The following is a 20,774-nucleotide window of genomic DNA, read 5'->3' as shown; positions in this document are numbered from 1 at the left end:
TTACAATATACCTCCCCGATTATCAGCTTACATAGATGTACACTAATATAAGAAAATTATAAACACCCCCTAATATTGAGCTAATTTTTATTATTAAAATGTTAAAATTAGCAGATACCTTCTTCAGAAAAATGGTGCAAAAATAAAGTGCGGAGAAGCGAGGCAGGAACAACAAAAAAGGTGCCGCATAGCAGCACCTTTGTTCTGATTTTTATTTGTAATATAACTATAGTTACCAGATCCACTGCGGACACAGAATGCGCCGGTCGTTCATCAGCTTAAAGCCTATTACCACTTCGTGTGTACCTGCACTTACTTTGTTCAGGCTGGAGGTAGTGGCGTCGTAGGAATAAGAGATATCAAGTACCGGGCTTACATAAACACCGACCATGCCTACCAGTGCATCGTTGTGCCTGTAAGCAGCCCCTACCCAGAAGCGTTCGTCGTAAATTGTCCTGAGGCTGACATCCACTGAGGCCGGGCTCGGGTTTGCCAGTTTCCACATCACAGACGGTATCACATCCAGTGTGCTGGTAGGCTCGAAGCGGTAACTGGCTGTAGCAAAATAATGGCGCTGCAAACCCAGGGCGGCACGGTCTTCTTCGGCTGCATTAAAACTGCCCACATCTTCCAGCAGCTGCGCCCCGGCTACCCCCACCGAAAAATTACGCGAATAGATCCACAGGCCCAGGTTAAGGTCCACTACGTTGTTGTTAATGCTGCCGCCACCTACCAGCGGATCGTTGCTATTGGTAAACTCGAGGTCGTTGGTATTGATAGAGTTGCGGATGATACCCACCGAAGCCCCACCGGAAATGTTAATGGAGTTGGTGATAGGCAAATGGTAGGCATAGGAAAAGGCAACTCCGGTCCGGCGCAGCGGGCCGGTCTTATCGGTATGCAGTACGGCGCCAATGCCATGGTGTGCCAGCGCCCGGTGGTACTGTGTGCTGCCCATGCCTTTGTTAAGTGGCGTATGCGCGGTAAGGTAATAGGTAACCGGCGCACCATCCAGCCCTATCCACTGCCTGCGGTTACTCACCCTAATATCTGCATAGCTCTCGATACCGGTAATAGCAGGGTTAAGAATAAAATTGTTAAGCATATACTGGCTATACTGCGGCCGCTGCTGTGCAACTATAGTTGGCGCACACAAAAGCAACAGAACTAAAGGCAGGTATAGGTATCGCTTTTTCATAGTTATCGGATGATGGTAACGTTGCCTGAGATCGGTTTTTCAGATTTGTTCAGGAAGATCATGTAATAGTAAGTGGCCACCGGCAGGTCTTCGCCGTTCAGGGTACCATCCCAGGGCTTGCCGTACCCGTTTGATGCAAATACAAGGTTGCCCCACCTGTTAAATACCTCCACGCGCACATCCGGGTAATTCTCGATATTCTCGATCTCCCATACCTCGTTCACGTTGTCGCGGTTCGGGGTAAAGGCGTTTGGCACCTTAATGGCCGGTATCACGGTAACAGTTATTTCGTCGGTAGCGGTACAGCCTTCTTCGGTGCTCACGGTTACCCGATAGGTAGTAGTTTCCTGCGGCCGGGCAATCGGGTTAGCTATAGTTGGGTTACTCAGGCTCTCGGCCGGCTCCCATATATAGGTATCGCCGCCGGTGGCGCGCAGCTCTACAGTATTGCCCTGTATAATTGTTACATCTTCGCCGGCATCGGCTACCGGGTCAACTATAGTTACATTTACGGAGGTGCGGGTAGCGCTGGCACAGCCATTGGTGTTCACAGCTTCTACATAGTAAGTAACTGGTGCCGTCAGGTTTGGGGTACGGAACTCGGCACCTTCAAATACAGGCTCTCCGCCGGTGGCATCGGTAAACCACTGGTAAATACCACCATTGGCATTCTGTACCTTCAGCGTAGCCGAGCCGCCCGGGCAGGTGGTAGCATCGCGCACTGTAAGTATTGGTGGCGATGGCCGTGGGTTAACCGTAATTAGTACCGGTTCTGATGTAGCTTTACACCCCTGCGAATCTACTACCCTTCGGAACCAGGTATTCTGGGTTAATGCCTGCGGTGTATAGTTCTGGCCAGTATTGGTTCCTGCTGCTGAACCAAAACCGCTGTCGGGGCCTGTTATGCTGCTTTGCCACAGGTAGGTATAGGTGCCGTTGCCGCCAATCGGGGTTGTTCCGGTGAGGGCGGCAGGTACATCGCCGGCGCATATAGTTTGCGGCGCGCTTACGCTGTTGTTGGCTACCCCCTGGTTAACCGTGATCAGGATGGCTTCGCTGATGCTGGCCTCGCAGCCCTGTGTGGTAACCGTACGGCGGAACCATGTATTTACGCGCAGGTTGCCCGGTGTATAGCTTTGTCCGTTGTTGGTACCCGCTGCCGGGCCAAATCCTGCATTCGGGCCGGTAATGCTGCTCTCCCACAGATAAACATAAGGCCCGGAGCCACCGGTGGGGGCAGAGCCTGTAAGCGGGGCCGGCGTAGTGCCCACACAAATAGTCTGTGCTGCTGAAATAGTGTTGTTGTCCAGTGCCGGCACTATATCGATCATGACGGGCTCAGAGATAACCGTACAACCGGCCGAGGTAACTACCCTTCGGAACCACGATGCCTGCGCCAGCACGTCGGGGCTATAGTTCTCTCCTGTATTGTTGCCAGGTGCATCTACAAAGCCTGTTGCCGGCCCCTCGGTGCTTACCTGCCATTTAAAGGTATAGCCTGAGCCATCGCCACCGGTAACACGTGTGCCCACCAGTGGTTTCGGTGCCTGCCCCTCGCAAATATCCTGCGATTCTGAAATGGTGTTGTTCTGTATTTTAGGCACAGCGTTTATCACCACTACATTACTGGTATCCGGCGTACAGCTGGCAGCACTAACCAACCTGCGGAACCAGGTGCGTTGTGATAATGGCTGCGGTGTATAGTTTACATCGTTATTTACACCGGCGGCAGGTGCAAAACCGGCATCGGGGCCGGATGTACTGCTGAGCCAGGTATATATGTAGCCGCTGCCTGTGCCGCCTGAAGGTGCGTTTCCGGTTAACGGGGCAGGCGCATCGCCCTGGCACAAACTCTGGTCGCCCTGAATAATATTATTGGCTAATGGTGGTACTACGGTTACTTTTACCGGCACGCGCGCACTCGGGCAACCCTGGTCGCCGATGCTTTCCACGAGGAACGTGGTGGTCTGGGTAAGTCCGGTGACGGTGAAATTTGCTCCTGTGACCAGCAGCGTGCCCTGTTCATCGTAAAAGTTATAGTTACCGCTGCCACCTGTAGGCTCAATAGTTGCATCATCGCCGTTACAAACAGTCAGGTCCTGCACCGTAGGCGACTCCGGGATGGGTTGTACCGTAATGCGCTGCACCATAGGCATACTTCCCGTCAGTTCTTCCGACGAGCCACATTCATTTTCGACAACGAGCGAGACTTCGTGCACCCCTATTTCCGTAAACTTTATAGTTTGGTTTTGCCCGGAAAGTGTGCGCCTTGCCCCCGTAGGGCTGGTTATGGTCCAGGTGGCTTTCTGGATGCGGCCCAGGTTAGGATCGACAAACACGTTTCCCAGGCCGGGCTGCGCTCCGACCGTGTATTTATATTCTATCGGCCCGCAGGAAACCGTATCTGGGGGTAGCTGCACCTGCGGCCAGCCCACCACCACCGACTGCGAGGTAGTATCGTCGTCGCAGCCGTTGGCAACTATAAGCTCTATTTCGTAAATGCCGCTTTCTGTAAACAATAACGAAAGGGTGTCCTGGTCGAAGCCCCCATGCTCTACGGTAAAGCCGGTTTCAGGTGTTATTGTCCATTTATAGGAAAGGCCGCCCCCCGTGGAGCTATCGCCCACCGACACAATGACGGGCAAACACGAACTTGGCGTGGAAGCAGGCTGCTTATCTAAAGTGAAATTGGCCTTGGGCTCCTTGCTGACAGTATAAACGGTATCGAACTCAACCTCGCAGCCGTTGCTGGCTACAGCCCTTATCTTAATCGGATATTCTCCTATTTCGGTATAAGCCGCCGGGTTCTTTATTGGAAATTGATTGCGTGTGTATAGTTGATCCGGGCTGCCATCTCCCCAGTTCACAATGTATGTTTTTATATCGGACAGGTATGGTTCTACTGTTTTGTTCTCGATATAGGCAAATACTTCTATTTCGCCGTCTTCTACGGTATCGGGTAAACAGGTAATAAACCCGGATGTATCGGCAAAGGCTGCCTCGGGCAGACGTTTTACAAGTACCTGTTGCGTTACCGTATCAGATTGGCAGCCTTGTGCGGTTGTGGCTATTACTTTCGCATTAAATGTTCTTACACCAACTCCTTTCTCGTTGTAGGTATGCTTTACCGAAGGCCCTTGTTCAGTAGCCCCATCTCCGAAAAACCAGGTGTAAAAGATATCAGGCTGCGGAGCATTTACATTGAAAGTTAGCTCAGTACCTGAGCAACTGCCCTGGGGTAAATTAGGGTCAACAAAAAAGTTAGGATTGGCGGGCCTCGGCGATACGGTTATCCGGAATGGGGCGGATGTATTTACCTGGCAGGTGCTACCTGTAACACGAACTGAATAATCGCCATCAGCACTGACAGTTATGGTGGCACCAGTTGCGCCTGCTATCTCGGTATTGTTGAGTAACCATTGGTAGGTGGCAAGCTGGTTAGATGAAACAGCGCGCAGCACGACTGTTTCTCCCTGGCAAAGCGAGGAAGAACCTTCTGCCTCTACAGCTATCTGACATGCCGGTTGCGTTTGCGCAAAACTGAGTTGTGCAAGCAGCAGGCAGATCACCAGGAAAGGCCAACGGATATACTTTGATAAAGGTAAGCGCATTAAGCCATCATTAAAGGGTGAATTCCGGGCCAGGACGCTACAAACGGCCTGCACCTTCAGAGTTTTATTCGGGTTTCAACACACTTCAAAACACGCATCCACAGACTTTTCACTTTCCTCGGCACACAAGGCTTTCTACATCTGTTCCGATTGCTGAACACAGGTATACAGCGGCTGTAACTTTTGCTTACTTGCAGCAAAAGCGCACAGGCAGCTTTGTTTATTACAAACTATACTTTAAATACGTCAGAACAGAGGTATGTATTGTTTGCCTGACGAACTAAAGCATATAAACGCAAAAAGGCCCTGCAGGTTAGCTGCAGGGCCTCAGTTAAGTATAAATTTATACCGTTATTTTGTTAACAGTATTTTGCGCACTACACGCAGCTTTTTAGCCTGCACCTGCACCAGGTATAAACCAGATGGCAAATGGCTCAGGTTAACTTCCAGCTCGCTTGCAAGCATTGGTACTGCTGTGCGGTACACTACATTGCCCAGCATGTTGGTTACAACTATAGTTGCCTGCTGTAACGGTTCTTCTGTAGAGATGCTGAACTTGTCGGCAGTTGGGTTAGGCGAAATTTTAACGCCCATGGCCAGCTCGTCTTCAATAGCAGTTGGCTGCAGGGTTGCTACAAATGCATCCGATACTACAGAAGCACAACCGCCTGCACCAATTACACGAACTGTATAGTTACCGGCCTCAGCTATAGTTATAGTTTGGGTGGTAGCATCCGCTATCGCTACGCCGTCTTTCTTCCACTCATAAGTGTTGCCGGTTACGCTAGCTGTAAGCTGGTTGCCGTTTTGCGAGATAACCGGTTTAGCCGGCACTGCATTTACAGTTACGGCATAGGTAGTTGCTTCGCTTTCGCCGCAGGTACTTGCTACTTTAACCGTTACATCGCCAGAGTTACCTGCCGTTGTTACAGTTATAGTTGCTGTTCCCGCCCCTGATACGATCGTCCAGTTAGCTGGAACAGTCCAGGTATAGTTGGTTACGCCTTCTGCAGCAGTTGCGGTGTAAGTTATAGTTTCGCCGGCGCAGGCTGCGGTTGGGCCAGCTATAGTTGCAGCTGCCGGAGCACCTGCCAGCACTGTAACAGTTACTTTTGTGCGCGTGCTTGCTATGCCTTGTGTGTTTACTGCCTCTACATAGAAAGAGGTAGTTGTTGTAAGCTGTATAGTATTATGAGTAGCACCTGTACCCAGTAAAGTACCTGCCGTTTCAGCATCGTACCACTTATACACCATGGCAGCATCCGGATTAGACACCTCTAAAGCAGCAGTCTGGCCAGAGCAGATGGTAACATCAGCAACTACTGGTGCTGCGAGCGCCTGTACCGTTACAGTAATTTCGTCAGTAGAAGAGCAGCCATCTTTGGTTGCTGTTACGGTGTACACATAAGTACCAGGTGTAGTATGCGATACCGATGGGTTAGCTATAGTTGCATCAGACAGACCTATCGCCGGAGACCAGTTGTAGGTATAGCCATCTTCAGCCGCTGCACCTATAGTTGCTGATTGACCTGCATATAATGTTACGTCCTCACCGGCATGGCCTTCCAAAGCAAACTCATCGCAATCCGTTGGGCCGGAAGCAGCTGCGTAAAGGGCTACGTCTTCCACGTTCCAGATCTCTTTATCGCTGTTCGCTTTTACAAGCAGCTTTACTTTTACTGAAGTAGTACCATTCGGGATCGTTACACGCAGAATAGATGGTGCTTTATCCAAAGGAAGAGCGCCATTTTCGGAGAATATTCTTTCAACAGGCGTGCCGGCAGCAGTCGTTATAGTTGCCGTACCGTTCATGCCATACTGTATGTTGTTGGATGTGGTAGTACCTGTCATTCTTACGTCCGGGGTAGTGCTATAGTTGGCGCCATCCAGGGCTACATACACCTCAAACAGGTCAGAGTTTTCTACACCGTTACCTGATGTAGTGGCTACCGCTGAGTTGTATAGTTCCAGGTACACGTCCTGTCTGCCGGCTATAGTTACTTCGCTCAGTTCCAGCACATGTGGCTCCGGAGTGGCAGATACCTGTAAGCTTGAACCGCTTCTCAGACGCTGCTTATCCGGATACCCTGTATTTATGTTAGAAACCTTCTCGAAACCGGAAATTACTGCCCAGCCATCGGTCGCTGTAGCATTGAAGTCCTGCATGGCAACTACGTTACCGTTGCCGGTTGGCGGGTTATTGGCTGCTGATGTGGTTACTGCCAGTGCCGGTGCTGCTGCCGTTTCGTATTGGTTGCCGTTAGAGCAGCTTTCAAATACCTGTACAAAGTATAAGCTACCTGCCTGCAGACCAGTTACGGTTACGCTGCTGCCTGCGCCGCTGTAGATCAGTTTGCTGCCATCGGTTAAAGTAGCTGCCGAGCTATAGTTTGCCGAAGCACCGTTGTATACTGTACCAGCCTGTGGCACAAACGAAGGGGCTACATCTTTGCGGATCACTACAATTCTTCCATCGCCGGAACCATTGGTCCAGTTCAGGGTAAAGCCGCCTTGCGCAACATCTGCTGAAGAAAGTGCCGTAACGGCCGTTGGTACGCCTGTGCAGGCATAATCCGGGGTGGTAGCAGTTATAGTTGGGGCAGCAGTGATATTGTAAGTATTGTCTGATGAACAAGCCTCGAACGCCTGTACATAGTAGGTAGTGTTGGCTTTCAGGCCGGTTATAGTTACCGTGTTTCCGCTGTTGTAATAAACGATGCGCTGGCCATTGCCCTGGTCTGTAGCTGCACTGAAATCAGCGTTCACACCACTATAAGTACCTGTTGGTGCAAAAGCAACAGCAGCGCCTTCGCGCACCACCACAAGTCTTCTGTCGCCGGAGCCGTTAGACCAGGTAAGTTTTACAGATGAAGTGGTTTTGTCTGTTACTGTAAGGCTGCTGATCTGGGTAGCCGGCGAGCAGTTTACCGGAGCAAGACCCCAGGCTTTTGCTACCAGTTCAGGATAGTCGATGTAAGGGTTACGGTTACCTTGTGCCTTTTCTACTCTGTCATTACGCTCTCGCTCGCGGGCATCAACAGGGTCTTGCAGGTGCCACTGGTACAGGGTGTTAAGGTCTGCTACAGCTGTAATCACGTTTTTACCGGAATCGAAGCTTTGGGTAGCGTGCATGGTATAGAAGTAGAACACAGCACGGGCTAGGTTACCTTTATGATCTTCACGCGGCTCATATTTGCCCGGACCATCTTCGCTGTACTCATCTATGTTCGAGGTCGGGATAGCAGTTTGTGAGCTGCTGCCACGTACCCATTTTGTGGTCTGGTTATCTGGTATCTCGCCAAACGGGTCGCTGCCACGGTCGCTGTTCCAGGTGTCGTAAGTTGGGAACAGGTGATGTATATCTGAACGCATACGCACTGCCTCGTTAAACCATGATTGCGGTACTGTGTGCTCGCAGTTAATGCTGCCGATAGCAGTTGATGTACCTGTTTCGCTGTAGGCTTTGCTCTCCTGATAGCCTGAGTACACACAGGTAACCTTGTTGTTATAGTTATCTATGTAGTTGTACATTTTACCACGGGCGGTACTGTAATCAAGTACTATCCGTTTGCCATCGTACCAGTTGGTGCGGAGCCAGGTCTTAAGCTCTTCGCCAGAAAGATTGGCGGGCGGAGCTGTTTGTGCTGCCAGTTGCAGCGTGGCCGACAGTAAAATACTGAGAGCGAGTAAAAATCTTTTCATGTAATGTAACTAAGGGTTGATGCCACAAAGGTACTTTATTAAAGAAAATTTATCACCGTATAGCTATATTAAGAAAAGGTAAAGTTTGTGTATTAAATAAAGTATATTCGTTTGTATGCAACTATTGTCGGCCTTGATTTACAGACGTATAGGAAACTAAAGAAGCCTGGCCCGTAAACGGACCAGGCTTTCTTTTATAGCTAGCGGGAGCATCTATGTTGCGAATCTCCTGTTAGCTTACCACTTCAGATGTAGCAAACTCTTCCATTCTGGTAATAAGGTCATTTTCTACGGTATATACCTGCACCCACTTCTGCTTCAGTTCTTTTCCTGAGCTTTTAACCCGCTGGTGTTCCTGGCCTAAAACAACGACCTTGTTATCTTCAACTATAAACTGCTGAGGCTCAAAACTAATAATGTCTGTGTTGTTAAGAATGCCACTGATAAAGGCACGTGCACCTTCCTTCCCTTCGTAAATACCTTTTGGGATAACCTGAGTGCCGTGGTAGATCCAGACCGTATCCTCGGAAACGGTAGCAACAAATTTATCTACATCCCCTTCGCTAAAAGCAGCGAACATTTTCTCTACAACTGATCTTGCTGAATTTTTCATTTCGATTTCTTTATTGGTTAATACTGATGCAAACCTACGCCCCTTTAAGTTTACAAATGGTATGCGTTTCCCTTTTGAAACCGGTTTCCTTTAGGAAACTGCAGGTTATTCTGTATCTTCGCTAAAAGCATTAATAAGCAATCTGAAAGATGAAGAAACAGGCCTACCTTAATACTACGGCAACTTGCAATTCCCGAATCACTGCCATCAGAGACACAATGGAAATACTATCCGGTAAGTGGAAGTTTCATATTATAGGCACCCTGCTGCAAAGCGATAAAATGCGCTTCATGGACCTAATCCGGGAGGTAGAAGGAATTGGCGCAAAGATGCTCTCAAAAGAACTGCAGGATCTGGAGATGAACCACCTGGTGTCGCGCACAGTGCTGAACACCAAACCAATTACCGTGGAATATCAGATAACCGAGTATGGCAGAACGCTTGAACCGATTATAAATGAAATTGCAAACTGGGGAACGGAATATCGAAAGTCGATTTACGGGTCAACAAAACAGGAAAAGTAACGAGCCTATAGTTTGCCAAAGAAGCCAACTATAGCAACAACCTGATACCGAACTGTAAAACAAAAAAGCCTGACTCATTTCTGAATCAGGCTTCTCTTTAGGTAGACCAACTAGCGCAGCAATCGAACTTTTTAGAAGAAGACATTGCTGCCTTAGAAGCTTTCTACCACCAAACCGGCTATACATCTTCTAGCCAACCAAAGTCATCTTCTAAATCTAAAAAGAAATAGAGATGGCAGAGAAACTCCCCTATTCACTGGACACAGCAAACACAGGATGCTCAAAGCAACCTGCTGCAAGGCAAGGTATCAAAACTATCCTGACTGCTGAAGTGCGTTACGATAAGCGCCTGAGCTCAACTGCTAAGATCATTTTCTCTGAAATAATAGGTCTTGCTAAAAAGCATAAAAAATGCTGGGCTACCAATGCACACTTTGCCAAAAAGTTTGGTGTAGATCCTAAAACCATTTCCAGAAGCATCACCTCCCTTGCCAAACTCGGTTATATCCGGGTTGAAATCAATCAAGAAGAAGGAAATAAAAGAAGCATTTTTTTGTGTGAGGATACCCCAGAATTGTCTATACCTATGGACACTAATGGTTCTACCTCGGGACAAAATGGACCAGAGAATACGGCTTCACTCCTTATATATAAAAAGAATATTAAAAATAAGGATGATAGAGAAGGGTATTCTCAAGCCAGAAAAAATTCTGAAAAATTTTCTTCAAGTCATTTTGAAGCAAAGTGGCCTAATCAGGAACAAGTAGAGAATTATATGCAAACCCTGAAGCTGCCATGGCTTAGCAAGAAAGAAGGCAAAGAGGCCCGGTCATTTGTAGATTATTATTCCGCTTTAGGCTGGCAAATGAAAGCCGGCCCTATTCTAGATTGGCAGGCAGCAGTTAGAAACTGGTTAAATAAAACAAATAGCAATTTCCAATATTCAAATACTAACACAAATGAACACAGCACGATCAATAAGAGAGATAACAGATGGATGGGCTTCTCTAGCTACCACGGTACCGACAGAAGTAAAGAATACAGCGGCAAGTTATAGCATTGCTCCTCAGTGGTCTACAGGAACAATTCTAGCTTACTTCATACAGACCATGCAGTGTGTTGATTGGCCAAAAGAGATAAGAGATAAGCTTATTCAATTCAACTGGCATCGCGATATATTGGAAAAGATTGCCGCCTATGCTGCAAAAGATATAGAAGCCATGCAAAAGCTAAATATAAACCCCCAAAAAGGGCTTTTATTGATGGGACCTGTTGGTTGTGGAAAAACTGAGATCATATTGATGCTCAAGAAGTTTATAAAGTCTGGCATCAAGGAGGAATATGTTTATGATATAATGATGAACTGTAGTGAAAAGGGCGAAAAAGCACTTAGCCCATACCGATTTGGACCTATTTTTTCACAATCAGGTAAACCAATTGATTGTTTATTTGATGACTTAGGGGTAGATCCTCCAATTACTCACTTTGGCAGAAAGATTATTGTTGGCCAAGAACTAATTTATATACGTCATCTATTTTTTAAAAAGACAGGTGCTAAAAGCCATTTCACGACTAACCTAAATGTGGAAGAACTGACAGAATATTATAAGAATATTTCTAGGTCTAGACTTAGAGAAATGTGTAATGTTATTCAATTCCCAAAGGATGCCCCAGATCTAAGGCATTAGAAATCATAGCATCAGGCAAGAAATTTCTCAATAGGTATTTTACATAATGCCTGTTACAAGCTCAAATGTTATATTTACCTTATACTATATAAGGTTAAAGTATGTACCTATTGAGATGAAACTTTACAATAAATTTAAGTTGTGCAAGCCGCTTGATAAGCACATAACTTTTTGTAACAGCATCGTGCTTATTATCTATAGCTTAGGTAACTATAGCTATTTGTTTAGCTTTTCAAACTATAGATTTTATTCGGTAAATAGCACACTGGATATTGACGGTAACTAATTGTTACAGCTATAAATGTGTAGTCCAGGTTATGTATTAATTACTACAGAAAAGGGTAATTTTATGTGCGGTAGATATTCCGTAGCAATTACGGTAAAAGATAAAAATAACAAAGCCTCGCGGGTAGCCCGGCTACTGGAGAAGTATAAGTTAGAAGCGCACTATAATGCCGCACCTTCTCAGCCGTTACCAGTTGTTACAAGCGATAAGCCGGATCAGGTTCAGCATTTTTCCTGGGGCTTACTACCCCATTGGTCCAAAGACGGAAACTCTAAAATCAAACCAATCAATGCGCGCGCCGAAACGTTGCTGGACAAACCCAGTTTCCGTGAACTGATAAGTAGTAAGCGCTGCCTGGTTCCGGCTGATGGCTTTTATGAATGGCGTACATCAACAGCCGGTAAAGCACCTTACCGGTTCCTGCTTAAAAGCGAAGAACTGTTTTCATTTGCCGGATTATGGGATGAATGGGCGGATACGAAAACAGGTGAGGTATTGAACACTTTTACGATCATTACGACACAGGCCAACGAACTGGTAAAGCCGACGCACGACCGGATGCCGGTAATTTTAGCTCCGGAAAATGAAGAATCTTGGCTGGATAAAAACTCTAGTAACAAGTTGTTACTAGACTTATTGCAGCCTTTTCCAGCAGCTGAAATGAAGGCCTATGCGGTATCACCGTTAGTAAATTCCGTAACAAATAATACACCTGCCATTTTAATTCCGGCACCAGAACAAGGTAGTCTGTTTTAAGCGTGTAACATATTGTTACAAGTAAATTTGAAGGTAAGATTTAAACAAGAATGTAGTTAGTTTTATGTAGCTCTTTAAAATATAACAACCGCTTACTTGATTAAACAAGCGGTTGTTATGTTGGATTTCCATAAAAGTCTAAGGTGCGATTTTAAAATCTATTCTTTATTCTGTTGCTGCCAGGCTTCCAGTTCTTTGATCTCTTTTGTCTGCTGGTCTATGGTTTTTTGCGCCATTTGTTTCATTTCCTGTGTCTTTCCAATCTTCAGAAACTCTTTCGACATTTCATTACCCATCTGATGGTGGTGAATCATCATAGTGGCAAAGTTCTGGTCAGTATTCATGTTGCTCATATCCTGCTGATGCATCTGCTGCATCATACGGTTCATGGGGTGCATCATACGCATGGTAGTGGTAGTGTCGCCTTTAGCAGGCGTGTGCTTGCTGGTAAATGCCTGTAGTTTTTGTATATCAGCCTGGTTAGATGTCTTTGTTTTCTGAGCCATCTCCTTCATTTTAGCATCTGTGCCGTTTGCTATTTCTTCATCTGCCATTCTGATAGCCCCTTGATGGTGGTGTGTCATCATCAGGGCAAAATCATAATCGGGATCGCCGGTCATATTAGCTTTCATACCTTGCATTTCTTCCATGTTCTGGTGCATGTGCGCCATCATGCCACCGCCCGCCATTGCGGTATCCATAGTAGTGTCTGAAGCAGTTTCAATTGTTGTCTCTTCTGTAGTGGTTGTAGTGGTTTCTTCTGTTTTACTTTCTTGCCCACCACAAGCTGTAACGAATAGCACTGTTACTGCACATAGGGCCAATATTTGGATCTGCTTTCCTAAATTTTTCATAGTCTTAAGTTTATTTATGTGTCTATAAGATCAGTTTTACGCCTTGTTATTCAGGTAGTTGTATAAGAGAGGGATACCTTGTTGCTGCTAGCTTACTTTATTTGCCTTCGCAGCAGTTGGGCATTTATGGCTACAATTACAGTACTTAAACTCATAAGGGCTGCACCAACTGCCGGAGACACCATAATGCCCTGGTTGTAGAGCACGCCTGCTGCCAGTGGTAACGCGATGACGTTATAGCCGGTGGCCCAAATCAGGTTCTGTATCATCTTGCGGTAGGTTGCTTTCCCGAAAAGTATAAGCGAAGCAATATCCGCTGGGTTGCTGTTTACCAGTATGATGTCGGCGGTTTCGGCGGCTACATCGGTACCGGAGCCTACGGCTATGCCTACGTCGGCCTGCGCCAGGGCAGGGGCATCGTTCACGCCGTCGCCGGTCATTGCTACGAATTCACCTTTTGCTTGCAGCTCTCTTACCTTTTCCTGTTTCTGGTGCGGTAGTACATTAGCCAGGTAACCGTCCATCTGCAGTTTGTCGCTCACGCTTTTGGCTACACGCTCGTTATCACCGGTCAGCAGCAGGTTTTTGATTCCGTTTTCTTTTAACACCCGTATGGCTTCTGCAGATTCTGGGCGAATTTGGTCGCGCATAGCAATGTAACCGACAGGTGTTCCGTCTACTATCGTGTAAACTACTGTTTCCACACCTTCTTCGGCCTGGCTGGCTGGTACGGCAATGTTGTACTCTTTTATATAGTTTGGACCTACCACTTTTACATCTCTACCTTCTACTAGGCCTTCCAAGCCTTTGCCTGGCAGGTAGTTAAAAGACGTGGAAGGTGGCACGGTTATACTTTGTTCCTTTGCCCTGCGAAGTATACTTTGGGAAATAAAATGCTCCGAATTCTGCTCCACACCTGATGCCAGGCGCAGCATTTCACGCTCAGTTATCGCATTATCAAATGTTACCACAGAGGCAATCTCATGGGAGCCCTGCGTAAGGGTACCGGTCTTGTCGAAGATGATGGTGGTGATAAGGCGGGAGTTCTCAAAGGCAGTGCGGTTGCGAATAAGTAGCCCGTTATTGGCAGAAACAGCTGTGGAAATAGCCACCACCAGCGGCACGGCCAGACCCAGCGCATGCGGACAGGAAATAACCATAACCGTTACCATACGCTCCAGTGCAAAAGCCAGGTCTTGCCCCAATATAAGCCAGATGGCAAACGTACCAAAGCCGGCAAATAAGGCAATATAGGTCAGCCACTTTGCAGCGCGGTCTGCCAAGCGCTGTGTTTCCGACTTAGTCTTTTGTGCTTCCTGCACCAGCTTAATCACCTTGTTGAGGTAGCTCTCTTTGCCGGTATACTCCACCCGCACCCGCAATGCCCCGTTTCCGTTGATGGAGCCGCCGATTACTTTGTCGTCCTTGTTCTTTTTTACCGGCTTGCTCTCTCCGGTCAGCATACTTTCGTTGAGGTAACTTTCGCCATCCTCCACTTTACCATCTGCAGGTACTTTCTCGCCGGGCTTTACCAGTATCAGGTCTCCTTTCTGCAGGTCCTCGATACGTACTTTTATGGGTTCGCCATCCCGTATAAGCATGGCTTCAGCAGGCATCATACTTACCAGCAGCTCCAGCGCTTTGGATGCCCCCAATACAGACCTCATTTCGATCCAGTGGCCCAGCAACATGATAACTATAAGCGTTGCCAGCTCCCAGAAAAAGTCCATCCCTTTCAGCCCAAACACGATGGCCGTACTGTAGAGGTACGCCACTGTGATAGCCACACCGATTAGCGTCATCATACCTGGCACACCTTTCTTCACCTCTTCGGCCAGACCTGTTAAAAAAGGCCAGCCACCGTAAAAATAGATGATAGAGGAGAGTACAAAAGCGATGTACATGCCAAAGGGTACATTCAGTGTAAAGCCCAAAATGTGCTGCACCATCGGGCTCAGGATGATCACAGGTACAGACAGCGCGAGCGAGATCCAAAAGCGCTTTTTAAAGTCCTCGATCATCATGCGGTGATGGTCGTGGCCGTGCGCCCCGTGCGGTGGATGGCCAGAGGTATCCTGGTGCATGGCTTGCTCATGGCCGTGCAGCGTTTTTTCTTCCAGCCTTTCCGTTACCTGGTCTTTCTGCTGCCTTGCTTGTTGTTTTATATTATGCCCGTGGTGCTGATGGTTGTGGTCCATGTTTTTTTATTTGTTCATAATAAAAGAGCGGCCTTTGCCTGTTTTTATACTCCTGATGAGGATGTTCAGTTTCTAATATACTTTGCTGGTGGATCCTTATCTATTTATGCATGTGTTGCGCTCCATCAACTCCCAACGATTAGCACTATTAAGCTGTGCCTGTAAGTATAATTGCTTTCAATTTTAATCTTTTGTAACCGACAGTTACGGGTATGGGTATACTTTTAGAATATTACACTTAAACGATAAAACCATGAACGTAACTATGAATAAGCAACTTATCTCAGTGCTGGCCGAATGTGCAGCCGCTTGTAACTATTGTGTCGTTTCCTGTTTACAAGAAGATGATGTGAAGATGATGGAGCGCTGCATTCGCCTCGATTTGGATTGTGCTGCGATCTGTAAGATGGCACTGGACTATGTATCCCGCGACTCTACTATGCAAAGGGAAGTTCTGGATCTTTGCGCCAGAGTGTGCCGCGAGTGCGGTGCAGAGTGTGAGAAACATTCGCATATGGAACATTGCCAGATGTGCGCCGAAGCATGCCGCCGCTGCGAGCAAGCTTGTCAGCAGGCGTAGTACTAATATAAATTTAGTAGCCAATACATGCTAACTTAATAATTACTAATAAAATCACCCTGATTTTTTTATGCTTTATAGAATGGTCAGGGTGTTTTGTTTAGCGACAGTCCGATACAGGGCAAAGGCATACGTTTCTCCAAGTTAAAGAGACTTAATAAGTGATTACTAGATCAAAATTTTTTTACCACATATTCTATTACTTATGAAAACAAAATTTAACAGTTTCAAGATCTTTGCGCTTATGCTAGTTGCCGTCTTTGTGTTCAGCAGCTGCGAAAAAGATCAAGATGTTGTCAATCCATTAACTGCTACTTCAGAACAAGCGGCAAAAGGAGCCTACCGGGAAAATGACAAAGCATTTGATAAGGAAATGCAGCAGGTGATCAACTCCATGATGAAGATGATGAACCAGATGGAAATGACCTGCGACCCGGATATTGATTTTGCCCACATGATGATCATGCACCACGAAATGGGTGTGAAGATGGCTGATATTGAGCTGAAGTATGGGCACGAACCGGAAGCACTGGAACTGGCAGAAAAGACAAAGGCTGGTAACCTGGAAAGCAAAGAACGGCTGGAGGCTTTTCTTGCTTCGCACCCCGGTGCAGAGCCGCTATCGAAAGAAGAATGCAAGATGTTTATGATGGAAATGCGGGAAGATATGATGGCTATGATGCACTGCATGCGTTCCGTAAAAGATACGCCTGATCCGGATGTTGATTTTGCCCAGTTAATGATATGCCACCACCAGGGTGCGATAGCCATGTCAGAAACTGAGTTGAAGTGGGGAGATGATGCAATGGCATTAGAAGAAGCCAGACTGATTATTGAAGAGCAATCACAGGAAATAATGGAACTGGCAGCATTCTTAAATGAACATGGTATCCCTGCCAAGCATCATAAAATGTAGTAGTCTTATCTTAATTTACTTACGATTTACAAGCCCGGCTGACATTTCCAGTAGCCGGGCTTTTTATGTAAGAGCCGTTTCTTCAGGAGTATAAAATTTGTAGTTTTAAACTTTAGTTAAAAAAAACAGCACGTACTGGTTACTTTGCTAGAACCAGCTTTACATCCATACTACGCCCTAATACCATGAACTCCAGAATTTCTAACAGCTTTTTAGCCCTTGTACTTTGCGGCACCCTATCTTTTTGCAACCAGCAGGCGCCGGAGCAGGAAATACCTGCAGCCCAGGCAACAGAGCATGCCAACCATACTCCAAAAGTAAGCGAAGGTGCCGTGGTGATACAGGAACAGGCAGAGCCGGATACGTTGAAAGGCAGCCTGAAAGCGGAAGCACATGGTATGATAGATGATGCACATCTGACGATCAACTACCATTCACCAGCCGTGCGCGGACGTAACATCTGGGGTGGCTTGGTGGCTTACGATCAGGTATGGGTAACGGGCGCACATTCGGCTACCAGCCTAACTATAGACAAAGACATCACCATAGGAGGGAAGCAGTTGCCTGCCGGTAAGTATGCCTTGTTTACCATACCGGGTAAAGACGAGTGGAACATTATCATTAACAAGAATTGGGAGCAGCACCTGGCAGACGATTACTCAGAAAAGGAAGATGTGTTGCGCATTACCATAAAGCCTGAAATAACAGCTCAGCCACAGGAGCGCCTTCGTTACGAGATCGCAGCAGAAGCTGACGGTAAAGGCGCCATTAACATAAGCTGGGACAAGTTGAAAGTTACAGTACCGGTTGCTGTATAGGTATTACTCATCAAAATATTTTTATTTAAAAGCCACTCTGACTGTTGCCAGAGTGGCTTTTAGATTTATTACAGAACCTGAGTATAGTTGTATCGGTATAATGAACAAAAGCAATATTGCTTACCTGAAGAAGTCAAGTAAGTGTACGGTTATACTTTAACAGTCAAAAAATGGAAAAAGGAAATTATAAGAAGTTTCTTTTAATGCTCGGCGTATCGTTTGTAATTATGTACGGGGTAATGTACCTGAATGCCGATAAGTTTGATCATGTATACCTGAACCTGAACAGGCTGTACATGGCTTTGTTGATGGTATCACCTATGGCACTGGTTATGTTAGGTTTTATGTCAGGGATGTATAAGAACAAACAACTCAACATTATAATTGTAGTTGTAAGTATAGTTGTGTTTGCCGGCACATTATTCATGCTAAGGAAACAGGCGTTAGTGGATGATGAACAGTTTTTAAAATCCATGATCCCACATCACTCCTCAGCCATATTGGTAAGCCAAGAAGCAAGCATAAAAGACCCTGAAGTAAAAAAGCTAACAGAGCAAATAATAGAATCGCAGGAAAAGGAAATAGCAGAAATGAAGGCAATTCTGAAGCGAATGGAATAGAACTTAGTGGTGTACTCATTTTCCTTTTTACCAACACCAAAGCCTGACTAAGACCTAACTATATCATATTAATTTATTGTTATATTAGCTGAATGAAGCTAAAGAGCAATAACTACTATATCCGCAAATCTCACCGCTACCTGGGTATTATTCTTGGTGTGCAATTCCTGTTCTGGACCCTTGGTGGCCTATACTTCAGTTGGAACGACATCGACAAAGTACATGGCGACCACCTGCGTAAAGAAAAGCGCTATTTTCCCACCGATCTGAAATTGGTATCTCCCAGGGTGGTGATGGATGCCCTTAAAACCAGCTCTAAAGTCGATTCTGTACATTCTGTTCAGTTAATTGAGATTGCAGGTACACCTGCTTACCAGGTCCGGTATTTTTCAGGAGAAATGGACCACTCAGCACACAAGGCAGGAACGCATATGCCTGCTCAGCCAACCAATATAAAAGTGCAGCTGGCCAATGCCGAAACCGGAAAATTTATACCTGCCCTGTCTGAAGTGGAGGCTGTAACTGTAGCCAAAAACCAGATGGCAGATCCCGTAAAAGTAGAGAAGGTAGAGTATTTAACAGAAGTAGGCGCACACCACGAGTACCGCGAAAAACCTTTGCCAGCGTATGCAGTTACCTTTAGCAAACCCGATAATTGCACAGTGTATGTTTCTGCGGAGTTAGGTACTTTTCAGGCTATCCGGCATAACCAATGGCGCGTGTTCGATTTTTTATGGATGCTACACACAATGGATTATGAAGGAAGGGATAACTTCGGAAATATCCTGTTAAGAGCATTTTCTATATTCGGACTATTTACTGTTCTCTCCGGCTTTGTACTTTATTACGTTTCTTCACCTTCCGTAAAAAAAGTAAAAAAGAGAATGCATCAAGTTAGCTAGAACTTGCACCCCTTATACTTTAGTACCTAAACATTAAAATTAAATCTTGTAAGCAAAAAGCCGCTCTTTAGTATGAAGAGCGGCTTTTTGCTTGAGTATAATCAATGTTTTAATGTTTTTAAAAGTATAAACCAGAGTATACTGTAAGGTAGAGGAGTTTACAGAAATATCATCCTAGGGTGTGTCTGAAAAATAAGGTTTTAGACATATTCTCATAAAGGCCAGCTGAATAAAAGCCATGTAAGTAGCAGCCAGTTTATCGAACCTGCAAGCAAACCTTCTCATTTCCTTGAGTCTGCCAAAGAGCCGTTCAATAATGTTTCGCTGGCTGTAGAGTATTTTGTCTACCACAGGTGGCCTTCCTTTTCTGCGGCGTCTGTTTCCTTTCGGAAGGCTTCTCTCCGGTATTTGCGCCCTTATCAGGCGCTCACGCAGTGCTTTTCTGATCAGCTGGCTGTCATAGCCCTTGTCAGCCACTAAGACCTTCGGCTTTTTCTCTTCCAGTTCCAGTAACCTGACACATTGCCCGGCTTCCCCAGCCTGCCCGGCCGTTAGCCGCACCTGCAAGGGAAAACCTTTGCCACAGCACAGCAGGTGAACCTTTGTGGAGAACCCTCCTCTGCTTCTGCCTAAGGCCTGGTCTGCTGCTTCTTTTTTTTAGCCCCAGCGGCTGACTTATGCGCCTTGTTGATGGTGGCATCTACAAACCAGGTACTCAAATCCAGGTATCCGTCCTGTTGCAGGCGTAACCTTAGTTTCTGAAGGATCCGTTCGTAAACACCCTGCTGTTGATACTTTCTGAAGCGGTCATACACTGTCTGCCAGGGGCCGTACTTCTCTGGCAAATCCCGCCAGGGGCTGCCCGAACATAAGATCCAGAAAATCCCGTTTAGAATTTCCTTGTCGGATCTGCTGGGCCTGCCCTTACCATCCGCTCTGACAACTGGCTGTGGCAATTCTTCTCTTACCAGTTCCCATTGCCGCTCACTTAACTCGTACCTGCCGTGGCTCACTTTCTCTACTCCCTCCACTAGAAACAACCAGAGCAGAATTAACTAAATTCCATTTTTCAGACACACCCTAGCAGGTTTAGTTCAACTCGTACAATGAAAGTGTATAGCCCATAAACCATGTCTATTACTCAACCAGTTATCATAGGCCACGTTCATTTTAAGTAAAAACACACGTATTGCTATGGAAATAATCAAGTTTAAAACCAACGTAGAGAATGAGGAAGCCTTGTCCAAGGTAGCACCTTTCCTGGATAAAGAAGAAAGTATAAGCCGCTGGCACATTGACACAGAAAGTCAGGATAAGTTGTTAAGTGTTTCTGGCAATGATCTTGATCCCCAGCAGATCGAAAACGTGGTGAAGCAAGCAGGATTTATGGCTGAAATCATCCGAGCTATAGGCATTGGCGGGGATGGCTTATAAAACTGCTGGTAGGAACTGCTAGTCTTGTGACCACCATCTTTTTTTGATGAGATGTGAATTGATTTATGGTGTTA

Annotated in this window: 16 protein-coding genes and 1 pseudogene; 10 read left to right on the top strand and 7 right to left on the bottom strand. The window is 46.3% G+C overall.

Features of this window, described 5'->3' with window-relative positions:
• Nucleotides 1-232: 232 nt before the first annotated feature.
• The 4 genes from H7F15_RS01660 to H7F15_RS01645 all read right to left on the bottom strand — a co-directional run bounded on the left by H7F15_RS01660 (nucleotide 233) and on the right by H7F15_RS01645 (nucleotide 9,124).
• Nucleotides 233-1,198, bottom strand: a complete 966-nt coding sequence (locus tag H7F15_RS01660; RefSeq protein ID WP_185195203.1) for a type IX secretion system membrane protein PorP/SprF — start codon at nucleotides 1,196-1,198, stop codon at nucleotides 233-235.
• A gap of 2 nt (nucleotides 1,199-1,200) precedes the next feature.
• Nucleotides 1,201-4,809: a gliding motility-associated C-terminal domain-containing protein gene (locus H7F15_RS01655; RefSeq protein WP_185195202.1), complete on the bottom strand. Its 3,609-nt coding sequence runs from the start codon at nucleotides 4,807-4,809 to the stop codon at nucleotides 1,201-1,203.
• Nucleotides 4,810-5,160: 351 nt separating this feature from the next.
• Complete coding sequence (locus H7F15_RS01650) at nucleotides 5,161-8,511, bottom strand: endonuclease (protein ID WP_185195201.1); 3,351 nt, start codon at nucleotides 8,509-8,511, stop codon at nucleotides 5,161-5,163.
• 232 nt (nucleotides 8,512-8,743) lie between these two features.
• Entirely contained in the window at nucleotides 8,744-9,124 is a 381-nt protein-coding gene (locus H7F15_RS01645; protein ID WP_185195200.1) for a nuclear transport factor 2 family protein, read from the bottom strand.
• 149 nt (nucleotides 9,125-9,273) lie between these two features.
• Between H7F15_RS01645 and H7F15_RS01640 the strand changes: the two genes are divergently transcribed.
• The 4 genes from H7F15_RS01640 (at nucleotide 9,274) to H7F15_RS01625 (ending at nucleotide 12,378) form a co-directional block, all read left to right on the top strand.
• Entirely contained in the window at nucleotides 9,274-9,648 is a 375-nt protein-coding gene (locus tag H7F15_RS01640; protein WP_185195199.1) for a helix-turn-helix domain-containing protein, read from the top strand.
• A 232-nt stretch (nucleotides 9,649-9,880) separates the two neighbouring features.
• On the top strand, nucleotides 9,881-10,705 hold the full coding sequence (locus H7F15_RS01635; protein ID WP_185195198.1) for a helix-turn-helix domain-containing protein: 825 nt from the start codon (nucleotides 9,881-9,883) through the stop codon (nucleotides 10,703-10,705).
• Nucleotides 10,608-11,336, top strand: a complete 729-nt coding sequence (locus H7F15_RS01630; RefSeq protein ID WP_185195197.1) for a hypothetical protein — start codon at nucleotides 10,608-10,610, stop codon at nucleotides 11,334-11,336. The genes H7F15_RS01635 and H7F15_RS01630 overlap by 98 nt, the downstream gene beginning before the upstream one ends.
• Before the next feature lie 301 nt (nucleotides 11,337-11,637).
• Complete coding sequence (locus H7F15_RS01625) at nucleotides 11,638-12,378, top strand: SOS response-associated peptidase (RefSeq protein WP_255481029.1); 741 nt, start codon at nucleotides 11,638-11,640, stop codon at nucleotides 12,376-12,378.
• 158 nt (nucleotides 12,379-12,536) lie between these two features.
• Here the strand turns inward: H7F15_RS01625 and H7F15_RS01620 are convergent, their stop codons facing one another.
• Both H7F15_RS01620 and H7F15_RS01615 read right to left on the bottom strand, forming a co-directional pair.
• Nucleotides 12,537-13,232 (bottom strand): DUF305 domain-containing protein, encoded by a 696-nt coding sequence (locus H7F15_RS01620; protein ID WP_185195196.1) that lies wholly within the window; start codon nucleotides 13,230-13,232, stop codon nucleotides 12,537-12,539.
• Between the two features lie 92 nt (nucleotides 13,233-13,324).
• Complete coding sequence (locus tag H7F15_RS01615; RefSeq protein ID WP_185195195.1) at nucleotides 13,325-15,430, bottom strand: copper-translocating P-type ATPase; 2,106 nt, start codon at nucleotides 15,428-15,430, stop codon at nucleotides 13,325-13,327.
• Nucleotides 15,431-15,683: 253 nt separating this feature from the next.
• Between H7F15_RS01615 and H7F15_RS01610 the strand changes: the two genes are divergently transcribed.
• The 5 genes from H7F15_RS01610 (at nucleotide 15,684) to H7F15_RS01590 (ending at nucleotide 19,266) form a co-directional block, all read left to right on the top strand.
• Nucleotides 15,684-16,010 carry a four-helix bundle copper-binding protein gene (locus H7F15_RS01610; RefSeq protein WP_185195194.1) on the top strand — a complete coding sequence of 109 codons (327 nt, stop codon included), beginning with the start codon at nucleotides 15,684-15,686 and terminating at the stop codon, nucleotides 16,008-16,010.
• Between the two features lie 244 nt (nucleotides 16,011-16,254).
• Nucleotides 16,255-16,926 carry a DUF305 domain-containing protein gene (locus H7F15_RS01605; RefSeq protein WP_185195193.1) on the top strand — a complete coding sequence of 224 codons (672 nt, stop codon included), beginning with the start codon at nucleotides 16,255-16,257 and terminating at the stop codon, nucleotides 16,924-16,926.
• A gap of 185 nt (nucleotides 16,927-17,111) precedes the next feature.
• Nucleotides 17,112-17,744 carry a DUF2911 domain-containing protein gene (locus tag H7F15_RS01600; RefSeq protein WP_185195192.1) on the top strand — a complete coding sequence of 211 codons (633 nt, stop codon included), beginning with the start codon at nucleotides 17,112-17,114 and terminating at the stop codon, nucleotides 17,742-17,744.
• Nucleotides 17,745-17,914: 170 nt separating this feature from the next.
• The gene (locus tag H7F15_RS01595) at nucleotides 17,915-18,364 is read left to right on the top strand and encodes a DUF305 domain-containing protein (protein ID WP_185195191.1); all 450 of its coding nucleotides are present in this window, start codon (nucleotides 17,915-17,917) and stop codon (nucleotides 18,362-18,364) included.
• Between the two features lie 92 nt (nucleotides 18,365-18,456).
• The gene (locus H7F15_RS01590; RefSeq protein ID WP_185195190.1) at nucleotides 18,457-19,266 is read left to right on the top strand and encodes a PepSY domain-containing protein; all 810 of its coding nucleotides are present in this window, start codon (nucleotides 18,457-18,459) and stop codon (nucleotides 19,264-19,266) included.
• A 174-nt stretch (nucleotides 19,267-19,440) separates the two neighbouring features.
• On the opposite strand, the pseudogene H7F15_RS19400 reads toward H7F15_RS01590, so the two are convergent.
• Nucleotides 19,441-20,246: pseudogene (locus tag H7F15_RS19400) on the bottom strand (IS5 family transposase); the annotation flags it as partial.
• 214 nt (nucleotides 20,247-20,460) lie between these two features.
• On the opposite strand from H7F15_RS19400, the gene H7F15_RS01575 reads away from it, so the two are divergent.
• Nucleotides 20,461-20,700, top strand: a complete 240-nt coding sequence (locus H7F15_RS01575; RefSeq protein ID WP_185195188.1) for a copper chaperone — start codon at nucleotides 20,461-20,463, stop codon at nucleotides 20,698-20,700.
• Nucleotides 20,701-20,774 lie beyond the last annotated feature (74 nt).

Origin of the sequence: Pontibacter sp. Tf4, assembly GCF_014212495.1 — a bacterium.
GTDB lineage: Bacteria > Bacteroidota > Bacteroidia > Cytophagales > Hymenobacteraceae > Pontibacter.
The sequence above is the reverse complement of the archived record's forward strand: the minus strand, read 5'-3'. Positions and strand labels throughout refer to the sequence as shown.

What these genes read in the sequence shown, in the direction of transcription:
- H7F15_RS01660 (WP_185195203.1), bottom strand. Translation starts at nt 1,198, where the DNA reads ATGAAAAAGCGATACCTATACCTGCCTTTAGTTCTGTTGCTTTTGTGT.
- H7F15_RS01655 (WP_185195202.1), bottom strand. Translation starts at nt 4,809, where the DNA reads ATGCGCTTACCTTTATCAAAGTATATCCGTTGGCCTTTCCTGGTGATC.
- H7F15_RS01650 (WP_185195201.1), bottom strand. Translation starts at nt 8,511, where the DNA reads ATGAAAAGATTTTTACTCGCTCTCAGTATTTTACTGTCGGCCACGCTG.
- H7F15_RS01645 (WP_185195200.1), bottom strand. Translation starts at nt 9,124, where the DNA reads ATGAAAAATTCAGCAAGATCAGTTGTAGAGAAAATGTTCGCTGCTTTT.
- H7F15_RS01640 (WP_185195199.1), top strand. Translation starts at nt 9,274, where the DNA reads ATGAAGAAACAGGCCTACCTTAATACTACGGCAACTTGCAATTCCCGA.
- H7F15_RS01635 (WP_185195198.1), top strand. Translation starts at nt 9,881, where the DNA reads ATGGCAGAGAAACTCCCCTATTCACTGGACACAGCAAACACAGGATGC.
- H7F15_RS01630 (WP_185195197.1), top strand. Translation starts at nt 10,608, where the DNA reads ATGAACACAGCACGATCAATAAGAGAGATAACAGATGGATGGGCTTCT.
- H7F15_RS01625 (WP_255481029.1), top strand. Translation starts at nt 11,638, where the DNA reads ATGTGTAGTCCAGGTTATGTATTAATTACTACAGAAAAGGGTAATTTT.
- H7F15_RS01620 (WP_185195196.1), bottom strand. Translation starts at nt 13,232, where the DNA reads ATGAAAAATTTAGGAAAGCAGATCCAAATATTGGCCCTATGTGCAGTA.
- H7F15_RS01615 (WP_185195195.1), bottom strand. Translation starts at nt 15,430, where the DNA reads ATGGACCACAACCATCAGCACCACGGGCATAATATAAAACAACAAGCA.
- H7F15_RS01610 (WP_185195194.1), top strand. Translation starts at nt 15,684, where the DNA reads ATGAACGTAACTATGAATAAGCAACTTATCTCAGTGCTGGCCGAATGT.
- H7F15_RS01605 (WP_185195193.1), top strand. Translation starts at nt 16,255, where the DNA reads ATGCTAGTTGCCGTCTTTGTGTTCAGCAGCTGCGAAAAAGATCAAGAT.
- H7F15_RS01600 (WP_185195192.1), top strand. Translation starts at nt 17,112, where the DNA reads ATGAACTCCAGAATTTCTAACAGCTTTTTAGCCCTTGTACTTTGCGGC.
- H7F15_RS01595 (WP_185195191.1), top strand. Translation starts at nt 17,915, where the DNA reads ATGGAAAAAGGAAATTATAAGAAGTTTCTTTTAATGCTCGGCGTATCG.
- H7F15_RS01590 (WP_185195190.1), top strand. Translation starts at nt 18,457, where the DNA reads ATGAAGCTAAAGAGCAATAACTACTATATCCGCAAATCTCACCGCTAC.
- H7F15_RS01575 (WP_185195188.1), top strand. Translation starts at nt 20,461, where the DNA reads ATGGAAATAATCAAGTTTAAAACCAACGTAGAGAATGAGGAAGCCTTG.